At 21.7% G+C, this 24,754-nt stretch carries 22 protein-coding genes and 1 other RNA gene; 15 read left to right on the top strand and 8 right to left on the bottom strand.

The annotated features are described in order from the left end of the window. Positions 1-58 precede the first annotated feature (58 nt). From rpmH to M8044_RS01345, 13 genes are all read left to right on the top strand, one after another. Entirely contained in the window at positions 59-196 is a 138-nt protein-coding gene (rpmH, locus tag M8044_RS01405) for a 50S ribosomal protein L34 (RefSeq protein ID WP_273585285.1), read from the top strand. A 41-nt stretch (positions 197-237) separates the two neighbouring features. Further along, positions 238-570 (top strand): ribonuclease P protein component, encoded by a 333-nt coding sequence (gene rnpA / locus M8044_RS01400; RefSeq protein ID WP_273585284.1) that lies wholly within the window; start codon positions 238-240, stop codon positions 568-570. Between the two features lie 27 nt (positions 571-597). Further along, a complete protein-coding gene (locus M8044_RS01395) occupies positions 598-2,166 on the top strand; it encodes a YidC/Oxa1 family membrane protein insertase (protein WP_273585283.1) in 1,569 nt (522 codons plus the stop codon). Between the two features lie 237 nt (positions 2,167-2,403). Continuing rightward, positions 2,404-2,670, top strand: coding sequence for a GroES family chaperonin (locus M8044_RS01390; protein ID WP_273585282.1), 267 nt, complete (start codon positions 2,404-2,406; stop codon positions 2,668-2,670). A 44-nt stretch (positions 2,671-2,714) separates the two neighbouring features. Further along, the gene (gene groL, locus M8044_RS01385) at positions 2,715-4,331 is read left to right on the top strand and encodes a chaperonin GroEL (protein WP_273585281.1); all 1,617 of its coding nucleotides are present in this window, start codon (positions 2,715-2,717) and stop codon (positions 4,329-4,331) included. 202 nt (positions 4,332-4,533) lie between these two features. After that, positions 4,534-6,252, top strand: coding sequence for an ABC transporter ATP-binding protein (locus tag M8044_RS01380; protein WP_273585280.1), 1,719 nt, complete (start codon positions 4,534-4,536; stop codon positions 6,250-6,252). Positions 6,253-6,255: 3 nt separating this feature from the next. After that, positions 6,256-8,028 (top strand): ABC transporter ATP-binding protein, encoded by a 1,773-nt coding sequence (locus tag M8044_RS01375; protein WP_273585279.1) that lies wholly within the window; start codon positions 6,256-6,258, stop codon positions 8,026-8,028. A gap of 428 nt (positions 8,029-8,456) precedes the next feature. Continuing rightward, positions 8,457-9,434, top strand: a complete 978-nt coding sequence (locus M8044_RS01370) for an ATP-binding cassette domain-containing protein (RefSeq protein WP_273585278.1) — start codon at positions 8,457-8,459, stop codon at positions 9,432-9,434. Next, positions 9,434-10,231 carry an ABC transporter ATP-binding protein gene (locus tag M8044_RS01365; protein WP_273585277.1) on the top strand — a complete coding sequence of 266 codons (798 nt, stop codon included), beginning with the start codon at positions 9,434-9,436 and terminating at the stop codon, positions 10,229-10,231. The genes M8044_RS01370 and M8044_RS01365 overlap by 1 nt, the downstream gene beginning before the upstream one ends. A gap of 53 nt (positions 10,232-10,284) precedes the next feature. Further along, positions 10,285-11,196 carry an ABC transporter permease gene (locus M8044_RS01360; RefSeq protein ID WP_273585276.1) on the top strand — a complete coding sequence of 304 codons (912 nt, stop codon included), beginning with the start codon at positions 10,285-10,287 and terminating at the stop codon, positions 11,194-11,196. 45 nt (positions 11,197-11,241) lie between these two features. Next, positions 11,242-12,108, top strand: coding sequence for an ABC transporter permease (locus M8044_RS01355; RefSeq protein ID WP_273585275.1), 867 nt, complete (start codon positions 11,242-11,244; stop codon positions 12,106-12,108). Between the two features lie 61 nt (positions 12,109-12,169). Next, positions 12,170-12,364 carry a hypothetical protein gene (locus M8044_RS01350; RefSeq protein WP_273585274.1) on the top strand — a complete coding sequence of 65 codons (195 nt, stop codon included), beginning with the start codon at positions 12,170-12,172 and terminating at the stop codon, positions 12,362-12,364. Between the two features lie 46 nt (positions 12,365-12,410). Beyond that, a complete protein-coding gene (locus tag M8044_RS01345; RefSeq protein WP_273585273.1) occupies positions 12,411-13,751 on the top strand; it encodes an ABC transporter substrate-binding protein in 1,341 nt (446 codons plus the stop codon). 42 nt (positions 13,752-13,793) lie between these two features. Here the strand turns inward: M8044_RS01345 and rsmG are convergent, their stop codons facing one another. From rsmG to glyA, 8 genes are all read right to left on the bottom strand, one after another. Next, positions 13,794-14,432 (bottom strand): 16S rRNA (guanine(527)-N(7))-methyltransferase RsmG, encoded by a 639-nt coding sequence (rsmG, locus tag M8044_RS01340; protein WP_273585272.1) that lies wholly within the window; start codon positions 14,430-14,432, stop codon positions 13,794-13,796. Beyond that, a complete protein-coding gene (mnmG, locus tag M8044_RS01335) occupies positions 14,422-16,275 on the bottom strand; it encodes a tRNA uridine-5-carboxymethylaminomethyl(34) synthesis enzyme MnmG (protein WP_273585271.1) in 1,854 nt (617 codons plus the stop codon). Before mnmG ends, rsmG begins: the two co-directional genes overlap by 11 nt. Before the next feature lie 84 nt (positions 16,276-16,359). Beyond that, positions 16,360-16,980: a hypothetical protein gene (locus M8044_RS01330; protein ID WP_273585270.1), complete on the bottom strand. Its 621-nt coding sequence runs from the start codon at positions 16,978-16,980 to the stop codon at positions 16,360-16,362. Positions 16,981-17,028: 48 nt separating this feature from the next. Then, positions 17,029-17,124, bottom strand: an RNA gene (gene ffs / locus M8044_RS01325) — signal recognition particle sRNA small type. Positions 17,125-17,152: 28 nt separating this feature from the next. After that, positions 17,153-17,608, bottom strand: coding sequence for a nucleoside deaminase (locus M8044_RS01320; protein ID WP_273585269.1), 456 nt, complete (start codon positions 17,606-17,608; stop codon positions 17,153-17,155). A 20-nt stretch (positions 17,609-17,628) separates the two neighbouring features. Continuing rightward, positions 17,629-18,204 (bottom strand): thymidine kinase, encoded by a 576-nt coding sequence (locus M8044_RS01315; RefSeq protein ID WP_273585268.1) that lies wholly within the window; start codon positions 18,202-18,204, stop codon positions 17,629-17,631. A gap of 54 nt (positions 18,205-18,258) precedes the next feature. Then, positions 18,259-18,525 (bottom strand): 50S ribosomal protein L31, encoded by a 267-nt coding sequence (rpmE, locus tag M8044_RS01310; protein WP_273585267.1) that lies wholly within the window; start codon positions 18,523-18,525, stop codon positions 18,259-18,261. A 167-nt stretch (positions 18,526-18,692) separates the two neighbouring features. Further along, positions 18,693-19,946, bottom strand: a complete 1,254-nt coding sequence (glyA, locus tag M8044_RS01305) for a serine hydroxymethyltransferase (RefSeq protein WP_273585266.1) — start codon at positions 19,944-19,946, stop codon at positions 18,693-18,695. 815 nt (positions 19,947-20,761) lie between these two features. Between glyA and nrdE the strand changes: the two genes are divergently transcribed. Further along, positions 20,762-23,248 (top strand): class 1b ribonucleoside-diphosphate reductase subunit alpha, encoded by a 2,487-nt coding sequence (nrdE, locus tag M8044_RS01300; RefSeq protein ID WP_273585265.1) that lies wholly within the window; start codon positions 20,762-20,764, stop codon positions 23,246-23,248. Positions 23,249-23,352: 104 nt separating this feature from the next. Continuing rightward, on the top strand, positions 23,353-24,729 hold the full coding sequence (dnaA, locus tag M8044_RS01295; RefSeq protein ID WP_273585264.1) for a chromosomal replication initiator protein DnaA: 1,377 nt from the start codon (positions 23,353-23,355) through the stop codon (positions 24,727-24,729). Positions 24,730-24,754 lie beyond the last annotated feature (25 nt).

Here is a 24,754-nt window from a genome sequence, read left to right as displayed (position 1 = left end):
AAAAAATATTAATGATTGGTTATTTTTTCAAAACAAAAATAAAGAGGTTTTTAATTTTATGAAAAGAACATACCAACCTAGTAAAATAAAAAGAATCAGAACACATGGTTTTAGAACTAGAATATCCACTGTCGGAGGACGTCGCGTAATATCTAATAGAAGAAAAAAAGGACGTATAAAATTAACTGTTTCATAAAATATCAAAAATAAATTAAGGAATATACATAATTTTTAAATATGAAAAAAAAATTTATTTTAAAAAAAAAAAGCGAAATAGATTTGATTTTTAAATTTAAAAAAAATGTAAGAAATTATTTTTTTATATTATATTATATTCAAAATAAAAATTTAGAAAATTTTAAATTTGCTTTAAGTATTAATAAAAAATATGGAAAAGCCCATGATAGAAATTTAATAAAAAGACGTTTAAGAATGATCATTCATAACAATTTTTCATTGATAAATAATAATATGTCTTTTGTTATTGTTATTAAAAATAACGCAAAAAAATTAGATTTTTCTGATTTAGAAAAAAAATTTTTAACTTTAATCAAGAAAACTTCTTTATAATTTAATATAAAACTAAGGTAATTAATTGTGAATAATATTGAAAATAAAAATATAAAATTAATTAAAAATTTTTTTATGATTTTTCTTTTGGGCTTAATTTTATTTTTTATTATTAAAAAAAGCGATCCACAAATCGATCCTAACAAATTCGAAACTACAGAATTAAAAATTATTTTTAATAAAAATAATTTATTAACTCCGAATTATATAGAAGAGTTACAAGATATTACAAATAGCCAAACGGAAACTTTATTACAAAACATTAATATTTTTGAATTTCAAATTGAAAAAAAAAATAAAAATATTCTAATCGAAAAAATAAAAGTAACTAAAGAAAATCTAGATAAAAAGAAAAATGAAATTAAAGATAAAATTCAAGATATTTTAAATGGACGCGAACTTTGTTTTTATTTCGAAAATCCACAAGAAATGAATGACAAAAAACAAATTTATCAAATTCAAGAATTTTTTACTATTAAAACAGGAACTAGTCGAAGTTCTTTTGAAAATAAATATACAAATAATAATGAATCAAAATTAAAATTTGGTTTTATAAATAAAGAAAATAAATTAGTTAACCTATCGCCAATACAAACAAAAATTAACAAAGAAATTTCAAATGAAGAAATTTCGAATGCCGAATACAATTCATTAATTAGAACAAAAGTAAATGAAAATAACGCAATTAATTATTTTAATTTAGAACTAAAATATGAGAATAATGATATTCCTATTAAATATATAAAAATTTTTGTTAATGATAAAGGAGATTTACCTATTCAATGGCCTAATAAATTAGAATGGAACTTTTTTTTAGGATGGGGTTATATATGGAATGTTTTAATCATATTTATTTCTTTTTTCTTAAATTTTTTTTCAAATATATTCACCTCTCCGCAAGAAGAAGGATTTATTTTCGGTAATTTAGGTCTAGGAATAATATTGACTACTATCTTAATAAGAACTTTATCATGGCCTATTTATACTAAAGCTAGTACTTTTAGTAGAAATATGAGTTTAGCTCAACCAGAAATTAATAAAATACAAGAAAAATATGCTTTAAAAAAAGATAAAGAATCTATGCAAAAAATGCAAATGGAAATTTTTAAAACATATCGCAAATATAATTTTAGCATCTTTGGTATTTTTATATCTTTTTTACAAATGCCTATTTTAATCGCAATGTTTAGAACTTTAAATCGTTTTTTTGTTTTAGGTGGTATTTTTAAAGCTAATTATGCTAAACCTTTTCTAGGTTGTATATATTTAAAACCTGACGGCGAAACAACAAATATTTTCGTTAAAATATTTTTATCATTTTTAGTCGGACTAAGTATGTTTTATTTCAACAAAATTAACCTAAAAAGATCTTCTGATTTAAAACGAAAAAATATAAATATAAATCCAGAGCAAAAAAAACAAGAAATGACAATGAAAATAGTTAATTATATTATGATTATTTTTATGGTTTTCGCTGCTTTTAAAGACTTAACTTTAGCCTTATATTGGATAACTGGTAATATTTATACTATTTTTCAAATAAAAATAAATAATAAAATGATCGAAAAACATAATTTATTAAATAAAAAAATTTAAAAATAATATCCTGATTATTTTAAGATATACTTTTTTTATAAAATTTTATAAAAAAATTCAATTTCAAAAATAAATAAAATATAAGTTTATTAGCGAAATATTAACTATATTAAATTTTTTTCAAGATTAATTTAATACAATTAATGTATAATTTATAATGTATTTTTTGTTTTTATATTCATATACTTTTCATTGATTATTTAAAATAATTAATGAAAAAATAATATAAGAAAGGAAATGATTAAATTGATTCAACCTTTACATGATTATGTTTTATTAAAACATAAAAAAGAAAACGAAATAATTAAAAGCAAAAGCGGAATAATTTTAGAACTAAATAAATCTGAAATTGGCATTGTTGTAAGTTGCGGACCTCAAGTATCAGATGAAAATATTAAACCTAATAGTAAAGTGATGTATAAAAACTATGAAGGGCAAAAAATTAAACTTGAAGAAGAATACTTAATTATAAAAAGCAAAGATATAATAGCTGTGTTAGTTTAATTTAAATTAAAAATAAATTTAGAAAAGGAGAAAAAATTAATAACATGACTGCTAAATCAATTCTTTTTGATAAAGATGCTAGAAAAGAAATTTTAAATGGAGTAAATGTTTTAGCTAATACTGTAAAAATTACTTTAGGACCGAAAGGAAACAACGTTGTTTTAGAAAGAAAACATGGTTTACCTTTGATTGTTAATGATGGAGTTACAATTGCCAAAGAAATAGAACTAACAGAACCTTTTCAAAACATAGGGGCTCAATTAATTCGTGAAGCAGCAACTAAAACTAATGATAATACTGGTGATGGTACAACAACAGCAATTGTTTTAGCGCAAAGTATGATTCAAAAAGGATTTAAATTTATTGATTCTGGTTTTAAATCTTCTTTAATGAAAAAAGGAATTTTAGAAACTTCTCATAAAATAGTAGAACAAATTTTACAAAAATCTAAACCAATTTCTACAAAAGAAGAAATAGCTAACATTGCTACTGTTTCTTCAGGAAGTAAAAAAATAGGACAAATTATAGTTTCTGCTATGGACAAAGTTACTGAAAAAGGTGTTATAACTATAGGAGAATCTAAAGGTTTAGAAACTGAACTAGAAGTTGTTGAAGGAATGCAATATGATAAAGGTTATTTATCAAGTGTTTTCATTAATAATTTAGCTAATATGTCAGTTGAATTAGAACAAGCATTAATTTTAATAACTGATCATAAAATTAATAATATTAATGAAATTAGTCATTTATTAGAAGAAGTAAAAAATACATCTAATCCTTTATTGATAATAGCTAATTCATTTGATAATGATATAATTAATATTTTAGCGTTAAATAAATTCCACGGGGCTTTAAATGTTGCTATTACAGAAGCACCAGGTTTTGGCGATAATCAAAAAGAATTATTAAAAGACATTGCTGTTTTGACTCAAGCTAATTTTATTTCTAAAGACTTAAATTATAAATTACAAGATACTAAAATCGAAGATTTAGGTAAAATAAAAAAAGCGATTATCAAAAAAGATAATACAGTTTTAATAGGAGCATCTAAAAACCCTTCTTTAATAGAAAGAATTAAAGAAATAGAAACTCATATTCAAAATACAACAAATGAACATGAATTGAATAATTTAAAATCTCGTTTAGCTAAATTATCTGGAGGAGTAGCAGTTATTAAAGTAGGCGCAGCAACAGAAACAGAATTAAAAGAACAAAAATTAAGAATTGAAGATGCCTTAAATGCTACTCAAGCAGCTGTTACTGAAGGTATACTAGCTGGCGGTGGAAAAACTTTAATAGAAATTTATAAAAAATTAAAAAAAACTTTAATAGTTTCTATGCCTGATATCCAAAAAGGAATTAATATCGTTTTAGATAGTTTATTAACTCCAGCTTATCAAATCGCTGAAAATTCAGGTTTCGACGGAGATACAATAGTTAAAGCGCAATTAGAACAAAAAGAAGGTTTTGGTTTTAATGCTGAAACAGGAGAATATGTTGATTTATTTAAAGAAGGTATTGTAGATCCTACTAAAGTAACCAAACAAGCTATTTTAAATTCAGCATCGATCGCTGCTATGTTTATAACTACTGGAGCAGCAGTTGCTTCTATTCAAGACAATAAAGGATTATCTAAACTTTCAGATAACAACCTTTTTTAAAATAAAAAATGAATAAAAAAGTTTTCTTTTGGATAAAATCCACAAAAAAAGAAAACTTTTTTTATTAATTTTTATTTAAATTAATGTAAAAATGATAAAATGACTAGTAGATATATAAAATATAATATATTTTGTGCTTATAAAAATTTTAAAATTTTAATAAATATCTTAAAAAGGAAGTGTTTTTTAAAAATAAATTATCATGAAATTAATTCTAAAATACATTTTTAAATATAAAAAACTTCTTTTATTAAATATTTCTTCTTTTATATTAATAATTATTGGCGAATTATCAATACCTTATATTGTGGGTAGATATATAGTTAAAAATCAAAATAATCAAACACCTTTTCAAACTATTTTTTTATGTTTATGTATGCTAGTTTGCATGATTATTTGTGGTAATTTAATAGTTAATTTTTGTATTTCCAAGATTTCATCTTTAATTTTTAAAGATTTAAGTACTGATTTATTTAAAAAAATACAAACTTTTTCTTTCTTGGAAATACAAAAATTAGGAGTTTCTGCTATAGTAAGTAGAAGTACTTATAATATTTACCAAATAATAAATTTTATCACTACTTTTTATAAAACATTTATTGTGACTCCTATCGTTTTAATTTCTTGTTTTATTATAATATTCAAAATAAAAGCTGCGTTATCTTACGGTATTTTATTTATTATTCCTTGTTTTATAATTATTTTAATTTTAATTATTAAAAAAAATTATCTTTTATCGGTTCAACAACATACAAAATTAGAAGAAATTAATTATAAAATTAGATCTGGTATAACAGGAACCAAAATAATCAGAACTTTAAACCAAGAACAAAATGAAGAAAATAAATTTGAAAAAATAAATTCAAATTTTAGAGATTTAATAATTAAATTATTTACTTCCATTTTATCAATTGAACCTTTGTTTTATTTATTATTAAATCTTTCTGTTATTATTACTAATTTTATTGCATCTGATATTATTTTCGACAAACAAATTAATGTGGGCGATCTATATATTTGTATAGTTTATAATGTACATATTTTATCTTCTATTTTAAATTTTTTACTATTATTCATGATGTTTCCTAAAACTTTAATCGCTTTACAAAAAATCCAATATTTATTTAATATAAAACCTTCTATTAATGATTCTTTAGCTAATCCTGAAAAATTAGAAACTATTAAAAAAATAGAATTCAAAAATGTTTTTTATCAATATCCTAATGCTAATAAATTAACTTTAAAAAATATTAATTTTAAAGCCAAAGAATCAGAAATAATTGCTTTTGTAGGTAAAACAGGTTCTGGAAAAACTACTTTATTAAATTTAATACCTCGTTTACTAGATCCTATTAAAGGAAATATAGAAATAAATGGGATAGATATAAAAAAATATGATGTCAAAATAATAAGAAATAAAATTGGTTTTGTTTCGCAAAAAAATATTTTATTCAAAGGAACTATTTATAGCAATTTATTATTCAGTAAAGAAACAGCTGATTCTGAAGAAATGTTAGAAAAAGCTAAAATAGCTCAATCATATGAATTTATCCAAAACAAAAGTGATAAATTAAAAGATCAAGTCAGTGAATTAGGTTCAAATTTATCAGGAGGACAAAAACAAAGATTATCGCTTACAAGAGTTTTATTAAAACAACCAGATGTATATATTTTTGATGATTCTTTTTCTGCTTTAGATTATGAAACTGAATTAGCTATTAGACAAAAGTTTTTTGAAGTAAAAGGAAAATCTATCGTAATAATAGTGGCTCAAAGATTAACTTCTATTTTAAATGCTGATAAAATTATTGTTTTAGATGAAGGTCAAATAGTAAGTATGGGAAAACATAAAGAATTAATTAATACATGTCCTTCTTATCAAAAAATTGCTATTTCGCAAAAAATAAAAGAGGCCGTATAAAAAATGAAAAAAATATTTAAATACTTAAAACCTTTTAAAAAAAAAATAACAATAAGCATTTTTTTAATTTTTATTACTACTATTCTTCAAACATATATTCCTTTATTTGAAGCTGAATATATTTTAAATTTTCTTATTGACGAAAAAAACCATACAAACTGGGTTGATTATAAAAAACATATTATTATTTTTTTAAGTATAAATTTTGTATTTTATTTATTATGTGCCATTGGTAAATTTATTTATAATAAATTTCTGGTAAATTCAATTCATAAAGGTATGAAAAACCTACGCCAAGATATTTATAAAAAAATTAATAAATTACCTATAAGATATTTTGATCAAAATACTGTTGGTGATATTATGAATAAAATGACAAATAATGTCGATATTATTTCTAATGGTCTACAACAAACTTTTGCTTCTATAATTTATTCTTTTTTTCAAATCATAATTTTATTAATTTGTATGTTAATAGTTAATTGGCGTTTAGGTTTTATTATTTCTTTAATGATCCCTCTTTCTTTTTTGATTATCATCATCATAAATAAAAAATCTCGTAATGTTTTTATTCAAATATTTGATAAAACATCTGAATATAATGGTTTTTTACAAGAAAAATTTAACGGTCATAAAGAAATTATGTTGTATAACCAACATGAAAATATTATTAAAGAATTTAAACAAATTAACAAAGATTTATCTAAAATAATTTTTAAATCTAATTTTTTATCTGGTTTAGTGATTCCTATTGTAAATGCTGTTACATACATAATACTAACAATTATTGTCATATTAGGATATTTTTTAATGAAAGAAGGAGAACTTCCTCTTTTACTAATAAAATTAGGTTTTGTATCTATTCAGTTCGGTCTGTTTGAAGCTTTTATTCAATATGTTTGGCGTTTAGGAGATCCTATTAATAATTTAAGTAAAATTTTTATTGTGGTTCAATCAACGAAAACTGCTATTCATAAAGTTTTAGATTTTTTATATGAAACTGAAGAAAAAGAAGATGATCCTAATTGCATTACCTTAGACGAAGTTAAAGGTATTGTTAAATTTTCTAATGTATCTTTTGGTTATTCAAAAGATAAACTTATTCTGAAAAATATTAATTTAAATGTTAAAAAAAACCAAACAATAGCTATTGTAGGTTCTACTGGTTCAGGAAAGACAACTTTAATTAATTTATTAACTAGATTTTATGATGTTGATGAAGGTTCTATAACTATTGATGGAGTAGATATTAGAAACTTTGAAAAAAAATATTTAAGAAAAATTTTAGGACTGGTTTTACAAGATGTTTGGCTGTTTAAAGGTACTATTTTAGAAAATATTAAATATGGTAGCGAAGGTAAAAGTGATGAAGAAGCAATAGAAATAGCGAAAAAAACTCAAATTCATGATTTTATTATGTCAAAAGATCAAGGTTATCAAACTATAATTAACGAAGAATCAGATAATTTATCTCAAGGTGAAAAACAATTAATCACAATAACTAGAACTTTATTACGTAATCCTTCTATTTTAATTTTAGATGAAGCAACTTCCACTATTGATACACAAATGGAAATAATTTGTCAAAAATCTATTCAAACATTATGCCAAAATAAAACTTCTTTTGTGATTGCGCATCGTTTATCTACAATTGTTAATGCTGATGTTATTATAGTATTAAAAAATGGTTCCATTATCGAAAAAGGAAAACATGAAGAATTAATTAAAATAAAAGGTTTTTATCACAATCTTTATCATAGCCAATTTAAAAAATAATAAAATAAAGATTAAAAAATTAAATTTAATAAAACATAAAATTATATAATTTTTATTATTAATAAAAATAGTTAAAAATTTTTAACTAAATGACTTCTTTATTTTTTATTTTAAATAAAATTTACTAAATTTAATTTAAAATTCTCAGTTGGAGGTTTTTAAAACATATCTCCTTATTTTTTTAATTTTAATATAATAAAAAAATCAAAAAAATAATTATATCGAAAAAATTTATAATTAATTTTTTTGAGTTTTTTTTATTTTTAAATTTAAAATTTTTTAAATAAATTAATTTTTATATAGTTAAAAATATAAAATATTATGATATTATAAGTTTAAATAATTGTAAATTTAAAATAAATGGATTTTTTATATTATAAATTCTCTCAATTAATTAAAAATAATTAAAAAAGAAAGATATTAAAATTATGTTTGATAATAATAATACTTTAATAGATATAAATAATTTATCCAAAAAGTTTTGCGTAAAAAAAAAATTATTTAAAAAAGATATTTTTTTTTATGCAAACCAAAATATTAATCTATCTATTTATAAAGGTGAAACTTTAGCTATAGTTGGAAGTTCAGGTTCAGGAAAATCAACTTTAGGACAATTAATTGTCCAATTAAACAAACCTACTTCAGGTAATATCTTTTATCAATCAAATAATTTAAATAAAATTGATTTAACCAAATTAAATAATAAACAAAAACGTTATTTTAGAAAAGATCTCCAAATTATTTTCCAAGATCCTTTTTCTTCTTTAAATCCTTCTTTAAAAATATCTGATATCATCGGCGAAGGACTTCTAATTCATAAAATGGTTAAAAATAAAAAAGATCCTTTATATAAACAAAAAATTTTAGATATTATGGAAAAATGTCAAATTGATAGATCTTTTTATGGACGTTATCCAACGCAATTATCAGGAGGACAAAGACAAAGAATAGCTATTGCTCGTTCATTAATTATAAAACCGAAATTTATTGTTTGTGATGAAATCGTTTCAGCATTAGATGTTTCTACACAATCCAAAATTCTTAATCTTTTGAATAATTTGAAAAGAGATTATCAATTAACTTTTATGTTTATTACTCATGATTTAGGTGTAGCTGGTTATTTCAGCGATCGAATATGCGTAATGTATTTAGGTAATATAGTAGAAATCGCGCCTAAAGAAAAAATTTTAAAAAATCCTTGTCATCCTTATACAAAAAAAATTTTAAATGCTATTCCTAAATTTGATAATCAAAGACAAAAAGAACATAAAATTATCTATGAAAATGCAAATTTTAAATTTTTATTTCATCAAAATCAAAAAGATTTAGATTGGGTAGAAATTACGCCTCAACATTTTGTTAGATGTACTTTGAAAAATAAAAAAAGAGGGTTTAATTTTATATAATGAGTTTATTAAAGATTGAAAATTTACATACTTATTTTGAAACTCCTAAAGGATTGATAAAAGCAGTGAACGGGATTTCTTTTGAATTAAAAAAAGGAAAAACTTTAGGTATTGTTGGTGAATCAGGAAGTGGTAAAAGCCAAACTGCTATTTCTATTTTAAAATTATTTGATAAAAATCAAAAAATCCATCAAGGAAAAATTCTTTTTAATAATAAAGAAATTTCTAAATATAATCAAAAAGAAATGGAAAAACTTCGTGGTAATGAAATAGCTATGATTTTTCAAGATGCTTTATCTAGTCTTAATCCTGTTTTTAAAATAAAAGAACAAATAATAGAAATATTAAAATTACACAAAAAAATAAATTCTTTAGAAAGTGAAAAAAAAGTTTTTGAAATTTTAAATAAAGTCAAAATTAATAATGTTCGTAGAGTTATGGAGTCATACCCTCATCAATTATCAGGGGGAATGTGTCAAAGAGTAATGATAGCGATGGCTTTAGTATGTGAACCTAAACTTTTAATCGCTGATGAACCAACTACAGCTTTAGATGTTATTATCCAACAAGAAATTTTAAATTTAATTAACGATTTAAAAAAGGAAATTAAAACATCAATTTTATTTATTACTCATGATTTAGGAGTTGTATCGCAAATTGTTGACGATGTTATAGTAATGTATAAAGGAAAAATAGTTGAAAGTGGTTCTATCAAAAACATCTTAAAAAATCCTAAACATGAATATACAAAATCTTTATTAAATAATTTTTTAAAAACAAGTTTTTTAAATTATTAAAAAATAAATATATAAAAAGATAATTTTTTTAAATAGCGAGGAATAAATATGAAATGTCTTTCATAAATTATATTTTTAAAAAACTTTTTTATGTTTTGTTAGTTTTAATTACTATTGTAATAGTTAGTTTTTTTTCTGTTAAACAAATACCAAGTGATCCAGTTACAGCTGCTTTTGGACAAAAAGGTCCTACGCCAGAACAAAGAGCTGATTTAGAAAAAAAATTAGGTTTAGATAAACCAACAAGTCAACAATTTTTAATATATTTAAAAAATATATTAAAATTTAATTTCGGCAATTCTTATAAATATGAAGACCAAAAAACATTAAGTCTTTTTTGGAAGTCATTTAAAACAACTTTATTGTTATCTTCTCTAAGTTGTATTTTAGGTTCTTTAATAGGTATTTGTTTTGGATCTTTATCAGCTTTATGGCAAAATAGTAAAAAAAGTTTTATATTAGAATTTATATTTCTTTTTTTATTTTCTACTCCTACTTTTATTATCGGTTTTATATTTCAATATTATTTAGCATATAAATTGAAGCTTTTTGACATATCAGGAGCTTTTCCTTTACCTATTTTAACTTTATCTTTAGCAGTCAGTGGTTCAATATTCAAAATAACTCAAAATAATATGGTAGATTGTTTAAAACAACCTTACATTGCAACAGCATATGCTAAAGGTTTATCAACGAAAACAGTTATTTTTAAACATGCTTTAAAAAATGCTATAATCCCAATATTAGCTCAAATAGGTTTAGTCTTAAACTATTTAATTAGTGGTTCAGTAATTACAGAAAGTATATTCAATTTAAGAGGTGTTGGTAGATTAATAATAGATTCCTTTCATAATAGAGATTATCCTATTATTCAATGTTGTATGATTTTATTAGCTATTTTTATTTCTGTCTTTAATCTCTTATTAGACTTACTTTATTTCAAATTAAACCCTAAATTAAAATAAATAGAAAACATAAAAATTATATTAAGGAAAATATAAAAATAACTAATGAATAAAAAAATAAATTATGTAATATCATTTTTTCAAAAAAAATTAAAAATTTTAAAAGATATAAATTTTTTATTCGGTATTATTTTTTTAACTATTTTATTATTTTTTATTTTATTCAAAAAAATTTTAAATTTACCAGATCCTTTTTCATGTGATTACAAAATATTACAAAATATAAATTCTAAACATTGGATGGGAACTGATGATATCGGATATGATTTATTTACCCGTTTTTTAGAGGGCGCCAAAATTTCTTTACAAATAAGTTTCTTTGTCACAATTATAAGTGGTTTTGTAGGTGTTTGTTTAGGCATTATATCTGGTTATTTTCAAGGATTTATAGATAATATAATTGTTTTTTTATGTGATTTTTTAACTGTTATACCAGATATTATATTAGCTATTTTAATTATGTTATTACTAAACGATAAACGAGATATAAAAACTCTTGTTATGGTATTAAGTATTTCTTATTTACCTTCTTATATTCGTATTATAAGAGCCAATACTTTAATAATTAAACAAAAAGATTTTATTAAAGCATCTAAAGCTTTAGGAGCAAATCAATTTCAAATTATCAAAAGACATATTTTTCCTAATATTTTAACAAATTTAATAACTAAAATGATATTCAATATGTCAAATGTTATTTTAGCTATTTCAGGATTAGGTTTTATTGGATTAGGTTTAGATCGAACTAAACCTGAATGGGGTAATATTTTATCTTCTTCCAAAAATTATATCATGAATTATCCTCATTTATTTTATGGTCCTTTTATTATTATTTTTTTAACTATTTTATCTTTTAATCTAATAGGAAAAAGTTTAATTCAACACTTTGAAAATAAAAAAAATAGTTATTAAAATATAAAAAATATTTAAAAAGAAATTAATAAAAAAATTTAGAAAGAAATTATAAAAATATATGAATAAAAAAGAAAAAATAAAACTTTTTTTAACTGACAATAAAAATTATATTTTTTTTACTATAACAATATTAATAATAGTAATTTTTTTTGTATTCATGATGTTAAAAATGAAAAAAAACAATAATATTATAGCTATGGATAATATTATTATAGCTATGAAAGAAGATGTAAAAGGACTAGACCCTACCTGACCAAAAAAATACAGGTACTGTTTATTCTAGGGTTATTCTTGATTTATTGCATAGTAAATTTTTTATAAGAGACGAAAAGACAAATGAATACATTCCTCAATTATTGAAAAAAATGCCTTCGAAAGATAAAAAAATTTTAACTTGTGAATTAAAAGATGATGTTTTTTTTCATAATAATGAAAAAATAACAATTGAGGATGTTGTTTATACTTTTGAGCGAGCACACCAAAATCAACATAAAGAATATAAAAAAATAGAAAAAATTACAAAAATAAATGATAAAGAATTTACACTTGAATTAAAAGATGACAATGAATGTTGGCAAGATCCTTTTATTCAATTCATTAGAATAATTAGCAAAAAGGAAATGAAGAAAAATCCGGACAATGGATATAGAATCGGAAGCGGTGCTTATAAATTAAAAAAATATTTACCAAATGAATTATTAGAATTAGAACCTTTTGAAAAATATGATAGTAAAAAAGATAGAAAAAACATTAAATTCAAAATATCTGGAGAAGATGACACGCTTATACAAGAACTAGAAAATCAAGATATTCACGCTATATTAGATTTTAAAACAGAAAAAATCAAAGATCTTAAAAAAAATATAGAAAACAAACAATTTAATAATATAAAAATATTAGAAAATCATGAGGCTAGTCATAGGTATATTTATTTCAATAAAAGAAAAACAAAACCAAAAGTACGTAAAATAATTGCTAAAAGTTTAGATATAGAAAAATTGATTAATGATTTAAACTTACAAGATAGAATCGCAAATACTGCATTACATAATAATTTAATAGGATATGATCCTAAGATAAATTATCATGAAAATCTTTTGACTCGGGAACAAGCTCGAATAGAAGTTAACGAATTATCAAAAGAAGACAAAAAATTATGTATTCCTTTGAGCGAAAAAAATGCAATAATAGATCGTAAAATAATAGGAGAATTAAATAATATTGGTTTTGAAGTGGAAACAGTAGCAGACGAATTTAACACAATTACAACAAAAGCAACACAAGATGATTCACCTTATAATCTTATTTTTTTAGGAGAATCATTCGAAACAAAATTTGGACACAAATATTTTGAAGATTATTTTTTAACTAGCGCAAACAATAATAATTTTATCGGAATAGACGAAACCGATAAACCTAAACTTGAAGATAAAATAAATGAAGCTAAACGTCAAACAAACAATATAAATGAATATAAAAAATTATTATCAGAAATAGAGACATATTTAAATGAAAATCATTATTTATTACCACTGACAACAAATAAAAGTTACGTTATAATGAATAAAAAAATAAAAAAAGGTTTTGAAACAAATATATTTGGTTCATATTATAATATGGATTCAATCGAAATAGAATAATTGAAATTTTTCATAATTACAAAAAAAACCAAGTTTACTTATTTAATAAGTAAACTTGGTTTTTTTGTTTTTTTGAAACAATAAATTAACTCTTTTACCTAAATTTTCCGGCAATTCAAAAAAGAATTTATTCTTTAATTTAAATTGATGTTCTATATTTATATTTTGTAATTCTTTTTCATAAGAAGGACCTTTCATAGCTATAAAATAACTTTTATCTTTGGTTACAAAAGAAGCTAATTTTAAAATTAAATCTAATTTGCCTAAAGCTCTTGCGATAACACAATTATATTTTTCTTTATGTTTTTCAATTTTTTCTTGAAAAACATAAACATCTAATAAATTTAAATATTGAATTAATAATTTTAAAAAATTAGTTTTCTTAGAAGAAGAATCAATTAAAAAAACTTTTAAATTAGGGCATAAAATCTTTAAAGGAATTCCGGGAAAACCAGCGCCTGATCCTAAATCTAATAAATTTTTTATTTTATTAAAATTTAAAATTTTAGAAATTAATAAAGAATCATAAAAATGTTTTAAATAAAAATCTTTTTTTTTCACCAAAGAAGTTAAATTAATTTTTTGATTATAACTAATTGAAAATAAATAATATTTTTTAAACTGTTCTAATTGAAAATCATTTAAATGAAATTTTTTTTTCAATAAATTTTCAAAAAACATTTTTATATTTTCTTAAATAAACATTTAAAATAGATATATCAACAGGATTAACTCCTGAAATTCTAGATGCTTGACCTAAATTAGCAGGTTTAATTAATATTAACTTTTCTTTTGCTTCCATAGACAAATTATTAATTTTATTATATTCGATCTCCGAAGGTATTTTAAATGTTTCAAAACTTAAATTTTTTTGCACTTCTTTTTCGGCTTTCAAAATATAATCTTCATATTTAATCTGTATCTCTGTTTGTTCTAAAACTTCTGAATCATATTTTTTATTCAAAAAAAATTCTATAATTTTAATATTTAATTCATTTCTTTTTAATAATTTGTATAAACTCATTTTTTCTTTAATAGAAGAATTATATTTTTTAAGAAAATTTAAATTTAATTCATTAGGAAATACAATAAATTCTTTTAAATCTTTTTTTAAATTATCTATTTCTAAACGTTTTTTTTCTACTTTATCATAAATAATTTTGTCTATTAAACCTAATTTATATCCATAAGGAGTTAATCTTAAATCAGCATTGTCATGTCTTAAAAGCAAACGAAATTCAGATCTAGAAGTTAAAAGACGATAAGGTTCTGTTGCTCCTTTATTAATCAAATCATCAATTAAAACCCCAATGTAAGCTTCATTTCTTTTTAATACTAAATCTTCTTTATTTTCAATTTTTAAACCAGCATTTATACCAGCCATTAAACCTTGACAAGCAGCTTCTTCATAACCACTAGTTCCGTTTAACTGACCAGCCAAAAATAAATTTTCAATCTTTTTAGTTTCTAAATTATATTTTAATTGATTAGGATTAAAAGCATCATATTCAATAGCATAAGCATATTTAGTAATTTCTGCTTTTTCTAAAGCAGGAATTGTTTGTAAAATTTGTTTTTGTACTTCTTCAGGAAAACTTGTAGAAAGCCCTTGTAAATACATTTCATTTAATTTTAAACTTTCTGGCTCAATAAAAATTTGATGACTTTCTTTATCACAAAAACGAACAATTTTATCTTCAATAGAAGGACAATAACGTGGTCCTTTACCTTCTGCATAACCGCCGTACATAGAAGATTTATCTAAATTTTGTTTTATTAAAGCATGAGTTTTTTCATTAGTATGTACTAAAAAACAAGGTTCTTGAATTCCTAAATCTTTAATTACAGAAGGAGAACTAAAAGTTTGTAAAATATCATCTCCTAATTGAATTTTTGCTTTTGAATAATCAATAGTATCTTTCTTAACTCTTGGAGGAGTTCCAGTTTTTAAACGAACAATTTCAAAACCATAATCTTTTAATTGTTTACTAATACCATAAGTAGTCGGGCTATTGTTAGGTCCTGAATTGATTTTTTTTTGACCAATTAAAATATTGCTTGCTAAATAAGTTCCTGCTGTTAAAATAACTACTTTACCATGAATAATAGTTCGATCTGTTAACTGAACACCTTTAACTTTATTATCTTCTATAACTAAATTATTAACAAAACCTTCTAATAAAGTTAAATTAGGTGTTTTTTTTAAAATTTCTAAAATAATTTGAGGATATTTGAGTTTATCTACCTGAGCTCTTAAACTTCTAACAGCGGGGCCTTTGGAAGTATTCAACATTTTAACTTGAATTTGAGATAAATCAGCTGCTTTACCCATAATGCCTCCTAAGGCATCTATTTCTCTAACAACAACTCCTTTTGCTGGGCCACCAATAGAAGGATTACATGGCAAAGAAGCGATTTGTTTTAAATTACCTGTAATCAAAACTGTTTTGTGTTTTTTAGCCAAAGATAAGGCTGCTTCAACACCTGCATGACCACCACCAACAACAATACCTTCGAAAATCATTTCTTTTTATCCTTTCGATAAAAAATTTTTTAATCAAAAAAAATAAAATTCAAAAAATATTTTTCTTTTTCATATAGATGACTCTTATAAAAAATATAATTTTTGTTTTTGAGAAATTTCTTCAAAAACTTCAGCACCTAAAAAAGATTCGACTTCCTGCATTTTTTTTTGTAATAATTGTTTTTTATAATCTTGAAAAATTTTTCTTTGTTTAATATTTGAATAAAAAAATAAAAAAATAAAATTTAAAATAAAAGTAATAAAAAAAATTAAAAATTTATTTTTTTGTGAAAACTCCCTTTTTAAACCAAATAAAATAAAAATGAAAAATAAAGAAACAAAAATACTTAAAAAAGGAAAAACAAAATTTTTCTTAATTATATTCAAACGTTTATGCAATAATGTTGAAAGAAGATTCATATAAATAATATTAATTTCTTTTTGATATAAGATCTTAAACTTTTGATAATAATCTTCATCAATTAAAACTCTATAAACATTATCTACAATACTCCAAACAACATATTGTTTCATATCTAAAAAATAAGAATTATATTTACTTTGTTTTAAAAAGAAAAATTCAATTTTCTTTTCTTTTTTATTTATATCATATATTTCAAAATAGAAAGGTTTTCCTTCGATAGAATTAAAAATAAAAGGAAAAAGTTGTATTTTATTTCTTTTATTTTTAAAAAAATTTATCATCTTGTTTATTTTCCCTATTTTTATATTTTCTCATTATTTAAAAAATCTTCTTAAAAACCACCAAACACATATGATCAAAACTTATGGCTGCTACAACCAAATCCTGACCAGATTCATTTTGATCACATTGAATGGTGATTTTTAAGAAGATTTTTTTACAAAATAAAAAATTTTATTTTCTAAGATTAGCAAAAAATTTTTTTAAAATATACTCGCTTTCTTTTTCTAAAAAATTAGATTTAAAAGATATCTTAGAAAAAAAATTATTATCTTCTTTTGATAAATAAAAATTACTATTCAAACCTAATCTTATATTAGGAGCGCTATAATATATTTTTTTAATTCTTACTTGAATTAAAGCTCCCATACACATTATGCAAGGTTCTAAGGTAGTGTAAATTATTATATCATTAAATCTATAATTTTGAAATGTTTTATTCAATTTTTTTAAAATCAAAAATTCAGCATGACCGAAAAATATCTTCTTTTTCTCAACATTATTATGAGATCTAGCAATAATTTTATTATTTAAAACAGCTACAGAGCCAACAGGAACTTCACCTTTTGCAAAAGCTTTTTCGGCTTCTTTAAAAGCTTCTTTCATAAAAAAAAATTGTTTATCTTCCATACAAATTTATTCTTTTAAAATTAATTTATAAACTTATGACATTTTCTGCAACGTGGTTCATGATAATTATTACCACCCACTAAAATAATAGGATCAGTCGCTTTAGGTAACATACCATTAACTATTCTTTGAGTTCTATTGGCTTCTTTGCCACAAACAACACAAGAAGACTTTAATTTAATAACTTCATCAGCAATCGATAACAAATATTTCATAGAACCAAAAGGTCTTCCGCAAAAATCAAGTTCTAAACCACTTGCAACAATATGCATTCCTTGATAAGAAAAATCATTTAAAATTTTTTCAATTTCTCTATCTAAAAATTGTATTTCATCTATAAACAAAACTTCAACATCTTTTTCTACAAAATTTAAAATATCCTTACTGTTTTTTATAACAAAAGAAGGAACAGTTTTAAAATCATGAGTTATTAATTCATTTTGAGAAGAATAACGATCATCCATTTTAGGTTTAAAAACTAAAAATTTAATACTTAAAGATTTAAATAAATTAATTTTTTCGATCAATTTTGTTGTTTTTCCTGAAAACATAGGTCCACAAATGATCTCAATAAAACCTTCTTTTTTAAAAAGCATTTTTTTCTCTGACTAAAACCTTTTATTTAATTGCAATTTAATTCTTTTAAAAAATTATTTGTTTTCTGTTTCTTTGTAATTTTGAACATTTTCTTTCGAATCTATTTCTTTCGAATTTTTAACATTATAACGTTTATGAAACTTATCTACTTGTCCAGCTATAGTTACAAAAACCTGTTTACCAGTATAAAAAGAATGACAATTAGAACAAACTTCAATTTTAATTTGTTTAGCAACTGTTCCAATTTGATGTTTATAATGACAAGTAGCACAATCCACTTCAATTTTTGAAAATTCCGGTTGTTTTAATTTTTTTTTCATCAAAATAAAATTCCTTAATAAATTTCTATATACATTTATAAAACTGTTTTTTTTGAAATAATTTTTAATCTTTTATATTTTAAATAAAATATAAAAATAAAATTATAAACAAACATCATTTTTTATTATAACATTATAAAATTAAAAAATAATAAAATAATTTAAAATTATTTTTTATTATAAAAAGGAAATTTTTTAGTTAATAATAATGCTTTTTTAAAAACTTCTTGAACAATTTCTTCATTTTGATAATTATTTAAAATTTTATCTATTAAATAAGCAGTTTCAATAAATTCTTTTTCTTTAAAACCTCTTGTTGTCATAGCTGGGGTTCCTATTCTAATACCGCTAGTATTAAAAACTTTTTCTGTTTCGAAAGGAATAACATTTTTATTAACAATAATATTAACTTTTTGTAAAATTTCCGAAACTATTTTACCATTTAAATTAGGATATTTATGTTTTATATCAATCAAAATTAAATGATTTTCAGTTTTACCACTGACCAAACGATAATCTAATTTAAGAAATGTATTTGCTAAAGCAATGGCATTTTTTAATATTTGTTGTTGATAAATTTTAAAATCGTCTTGCAAAGCTTCTTCAAAAGCTAATGCTTTAGCAGCTATAACATTCATTAAGGGTCCCCCTTGTATTCCTGGAAAAACCCCCTTATTTATTTTTTTCATAATTTCTTCATTATTACTTAAAATAATTCCTCCTCGGGGGCCTCTTAAAGTTTTATGAGTCGTTGAAGTAACGACATCAGCTTGCGCTAAAAAAGGACAAGGATGAAGCCCAGCAGATATTAATCCAGCAATATGTGCGATATCAACCATTAAATAAGAATTTACCTCATCAGCAATTTTTCTAAATTCTTTAAAATCAATAATTCTCGAATAAGCTGAAGCTCCTGCTATAATTAATTTAGGTTTTACTTGAAGTGCTATTTCTCTAACTTTTTGATAATCGATCATTTCCGTTTCGCGAGAAACACCATAACTATAAGAACGAAAAAACTTACCTGAAAAACTAAACTTAGAACCATGCGTTAAATGTCCTCCATCATTCAAAGACATCCCCAAAATAACATCACAAGGCTCTAATAAAGCTTGAAAAACTGCCATATTAGCTTGAGAACCTGAATGAGGTTGAACATTTACAAACTTAACATTAAATAATTTTTTTAATTTTTCAATAGCTATTTTTTCTATTTCATCAATATATTCACAACCATCATAATATCTTTTTTTAGGATAACCTTCTGCATATTTATTTGTTAAAACACTTCCTTGAACTTCTAAAATAGGTTCAGAAACAAAATTTTCGGAAGCAATTAAATTTAAATTTTGTTCTTGTCTTTTTTTTTCTTTAATAATAATTTCAAAAATTTCAGAATGATTTTTTGGATAAAAATTCATTTTTATAACTTCCTCAATATAATTTTGAAAAATTAAAAAATACATTTTAAATTATTCAAAATTTTAATATTTTTAATTTATCTTTGTTTTTCGATTTTATATTTTTATAACAATCTTATTAATTTTAGCAAAAATTAACATTTTTTTATTCTTAAAAATAAAAAAACTTAGTCAAAAAATTAAATATATGACTAAGTTTTTTTTAAAAAAATATTCAAACAATAAAACGGTTTTAAAAAAAGATTTCTTAATAAAATAAAAAATTCCTAACTAATTTTAGTATCTTTTTATTATTATTTTTTATTGTTTTATTCAAAATCAAAAAATAAAATAAATAAGAAAATGAAAAATTTAAAATTAAAAAAGAAAAAAGTTTAATAATTATTTTATTTTAATTTTAAAAAAAATGACTAAATCAAAAAAAATATTCCTAACTTTATAAAAAATATTACTAACTTTATAAAAAAAGTTCCTAACTTTTTTCTTAAAAAAAATAAATTATATATTTTGAAACCAATAAAACGATTAAAATAAAAAAAATAAAAAAACTTATTCACATTTTTTAACATCTACCAATAACAATAATTTAATATTAAAAATAATAAAATTAATTATTTTTTTAAAAATATTTTTAATTACTTAATTAAAAAATATAAAATATTTAAATAAATTAAAAAATATATTTCTTAATTTTTTTCTTTTTTTAAAGTTATAATTTTAATATAAAAAAAATATTTTTAAATTTTATTTAAAACATTATTTTTATATTATTTAAATAAAAATTTAAAAATTACCATAACAAAAGGTTGAATTAAATGAATGCTTCAAAATTAAAAATAGTTTATGATAGTTATGAAAAAGGAAATGTTTCTGATTTTGTTAAAGAATTATCAGAATATAAATTAGAAAAAATTGAAGAATTTAAAAATAATAATAAAAATATTTTTTTAATAACTAAAACAATTAAATTTGGAGAAATTTCAGATAAAACTGAAAATTTTTTAAAAAAATATTCACATTTAGTAATAGGTGTCGCTGTTTCGGGTAATAAAAATTATGGAAAAAATTTTGGAAAAGCAGGAGATTTAATTTCTCAAAAATATAACATCCCTTTGGTAATAAAATTTGAAGGAAAAGGATTCAAAGAAGATATTATATATACAAAAAAATGGTTAAATAATTTTTTAACTCAAGAAAATAAAAATTTTCAAAACAGAATACCCAATTATATAATTCTTAATAATCAAATAATTGATGAAGAAGGAAAAATAAAGGATTTAGAAAAAGATAAAGAAGCATTGAAATCTTATTTCGAAGAAGAAATAAAACCTAAATTAAAAAAATTCCCTACTTTAAAAGAAAAAATAAATTTTTTAATAGAAAATGACTATTATGAAGAAAAATTTTTAAAACAATATAGCTGGGAAGAGATTAAAGAAATTTATAAAATAGCTTATAATCAAAATTTTCGTTTTCCTTCTTTTATAGGTGCTTTTAAATTTTATAATGATTATGCTTTGAAATCACGTGATAAAAAAAATTATTTAGAAACTTATGAAGATCGTTTATCTGTTAACGCTTTATTCCATTCTTATGGTAATTTTGAATTAGCAAAAAAAATTATTAAAAATTTAATTAAACAAAATTTTACCCCTGCCACTCCTACTTTACTTAATACAGGTTTAAAAAAAAGAGGAGAATTTGTTTCTTGTTTTTTATTAGAAGCCGGAGATTCTTTAAATGATATTTCTCGTATTATCGAATTTTCTATGCAACTTTCAAAAATTGGTGGCGGAGTTTCGGTCAATCTTTCTAATTTAAGAGCAAAAGGCGAAACTATAAAAGGTATTAATAATTCATGTAAAGGTATTATCGGGGTCGCTAAATTACTAGATCATGCTTTTAGATATGCAGATCAAATGGGACAACGTTTAGGCGCTGGAGCTATTTATTTAAATGTTTTTCATGCCGATATTGAAGATTTTTTAAATTCTAAAAAATTAAATTCTGATGAAGATGTTCGTCTTAAAACTTTATCTTTGGGAGTTATTATTCCTGATAAAATGATCGAATTAGCTAGAAAAAATGAAAAAATGGCACTTTTTTATCCTCATACTGTTTTTCAAACTTATAATTTGAATTTTGCTGATATTGGAGCAGAAATGGATAAATGGTATGATATTTTATTACAAAACCCTAAAGTAAGAAAAAAATTTATTAATGCGCGATCTTTATTAGAATTAATTGCTCAAATGCAAGGGGAAAGTGGTTATCCTTATTTAATGTTTTGTGATAATGCTAATGCAGTTAATACTCTTGAATCAAAAATTAAATTTTCTAATCTTTGTACAGAAATTTTACAACCTACTGTTACTTCTCATTATGCTCCTTATCATGAAAGAGATAAAGACAAAATTGGAATGGATATTTCATGTAATTTAGCCTCAGGACATATGAGCAATATGATTAAAAATAAAGAAATTAAAGAAACAGTTTTTGCCGCTATGGAAATTATGAATTCAGTATCTAACGAAACACACATTAAACATGTACCGGCCGTTTATAAAGGTAATAAATTAAATAGGAGCGTCGGTTTCGGTATTATGGGTCATCATGGTTTTCTTGCTGAACAAATGATTGAATTTGGTAGTCAAGAAAATATTGAATTAATAGATGTTTTTTTTAATATGGTAAATTATTATTCTATTTTACATTCTTGTTTGAAAGCGAAAAAAACAGGACAAAAATTTTTTCAATTCGAAAAATCTAAATATGCCAACGGCGAATATTTTCAAGATAAAAAAGCTATTTATCCAAAGTTACCTAAAATTAAAAAAATTTTTGAAGGAATAGAAATTCCTTCAGATCAAGATTGGTTAACTTTAAAAGAAAATGTTATTAAATATGGTTTATATAATTCTCATCGTTTAGCAGTTGCTCCTAATGGTTCTATAGGTTATATTATGTCTGCTACTCCATCTTTAACACCAATAAAACAGTTAGTTGAAGAAAGAACTTATGGAAATTCTAAAACTTATTTTCCTGTTCCTGGTTTAGCAGATTATGCTTTTATGTATAAAACAGCTTATAAAATGGATAAATTTAAACTAATAGATGTTATTGCGACAGCTCAAAAACATATTGATCAAGGGATATCATTTGAATTGTGCATTCTTTCTGATGTAACTACTAGAGAATTACAGAGATATTATTTGTATGCTCATCATAAAGGGATAAAAACTCTTTATTATACAAGAACTCAAAAATTAAAAGTTTTTGAATGTATTAGTTGCGGCATTTAATTATTAATTTTAAATTAGTATTATCAGAAAATTTTTAAAATTTTCTGATAATTTTTTTAAAAAAAACTTCTTTTATTATAAATAATTTTTAAAGGTAAATTTAAATGGAAGAAAAAAAATTGTCAAACAATGAAATTTGGGAATATATTTTAAAGGATTTATCTCTTTTATATAACGAAAAAGTTTTTGAAGAAACTTTCTCTAATATTCGATTGCATAAAGTAGAAAATGAAATTTTTTTTATTTTAGTTGAAAACGAATTTATTAAAAATAAAATTTCTCATATTTATTTAGATAAAATAAAAAAAATTTCTAAAAAGTATTTTGAAAAAGAAATATTTTTTAGATTTATTTCTGAAAAAGAAATTAAAAAAGATCTTGAAAAAAATTTTTTAAAAAAAGAAAAAAAGAATATAAATAATAATTATTATCAAAGAAATTTTGATTCTAATTTAGATTCTAATTATACTTTTGATAATTTTGTTTCTGGTTCTAGTAATATTTTTGCTTTTGAAATGGCAAAAAAAATAGCTAATTCAGAAAGAGCAGAAATAAATCCTTTATATATTTTTGGTTCAGTGGGTTTAGGCAAAACTCATTTAATGCAAGCTATAGGAAATCATATTTTAAAAAAGAATCCTAATAAAAAAGTTTTATATATGAAAGCAGATGGATTTATTGAAGATTTTACTAACAAATTAAGAAAAGAAAGAATAGATGAATTTAATCATAAATATAGAAGTGTTGATGTTCTTTTAGTAGATGATATACAGATAATGGCTGAAGCTCATAGAACTCAAATGGAATTTTTTAAACTTTTTGATTATCTTAATTTAAATAAAAAACAAATAGTAATTACTAGTGACAAAAGTGTTTTAGAATTAAATAATATTATGGAAAGATTAACTAATCGTTTTAAAGCAGGATTAGTAGTAGATATTAAAAAACCCGATGCTAAACATCGTCTTGATATTTTAAAAAAAAAATTTGCACTTCAAAAAGATGGCGGTATTCAATTAAAAAAAGAAATTTTAAATTTGATTTCTTCTCATTTTTATGATAATATAAGGGAAATGGAAGGGGCTTTATTTCGTATTTTAAATTATTTTCAAATTTATAATTTAGAAATTAATTTAAAAAATACTAAAGAAGCCTTAGAGCCTTTATTAAAAAATAAAAAAATTTCGTCCAAAGAAGAAATAAATACTGAAAAAATTAAAAATATAATTAGTAAATTTTATAATATTAACATGAGAGATTTAATTGGAAAAAAAAGAAATTCAAAATATACTTTGCCTCGTCATCTTACTATTTATTTTTTAAAAAAAATAAATAATTTATCTTATAAAATGATAAGTTTTATTTTTGATAAAAAATATTCTTCTGTTTTTAAAGCTTATAAAAAAATTGAAAAAAAAATTGAAAAAAATTCAGAGTTACAGAAAGTTATAGAATTAATTTTAAAAAAAATAAATGATTAAAAATTTTTGAAATTATTTTAAGGAA

Origin of the sequence: Columbia Basin potato purple top phytoplasma, from assembly GCF_028595955.1 — a bacterium.
In the GTDB taxonomy this organism is placed as follows: domain Bacteria; phylum Bacillota_I; class Bacilli_A; order Acholeplasmatales; family Acholeplasmataceae; genus Phytoplasma.
Note: the sequence above shows the minus strand (reverse complement) of the source record. Positions and strands in the feature narration are given on the sequence as shown.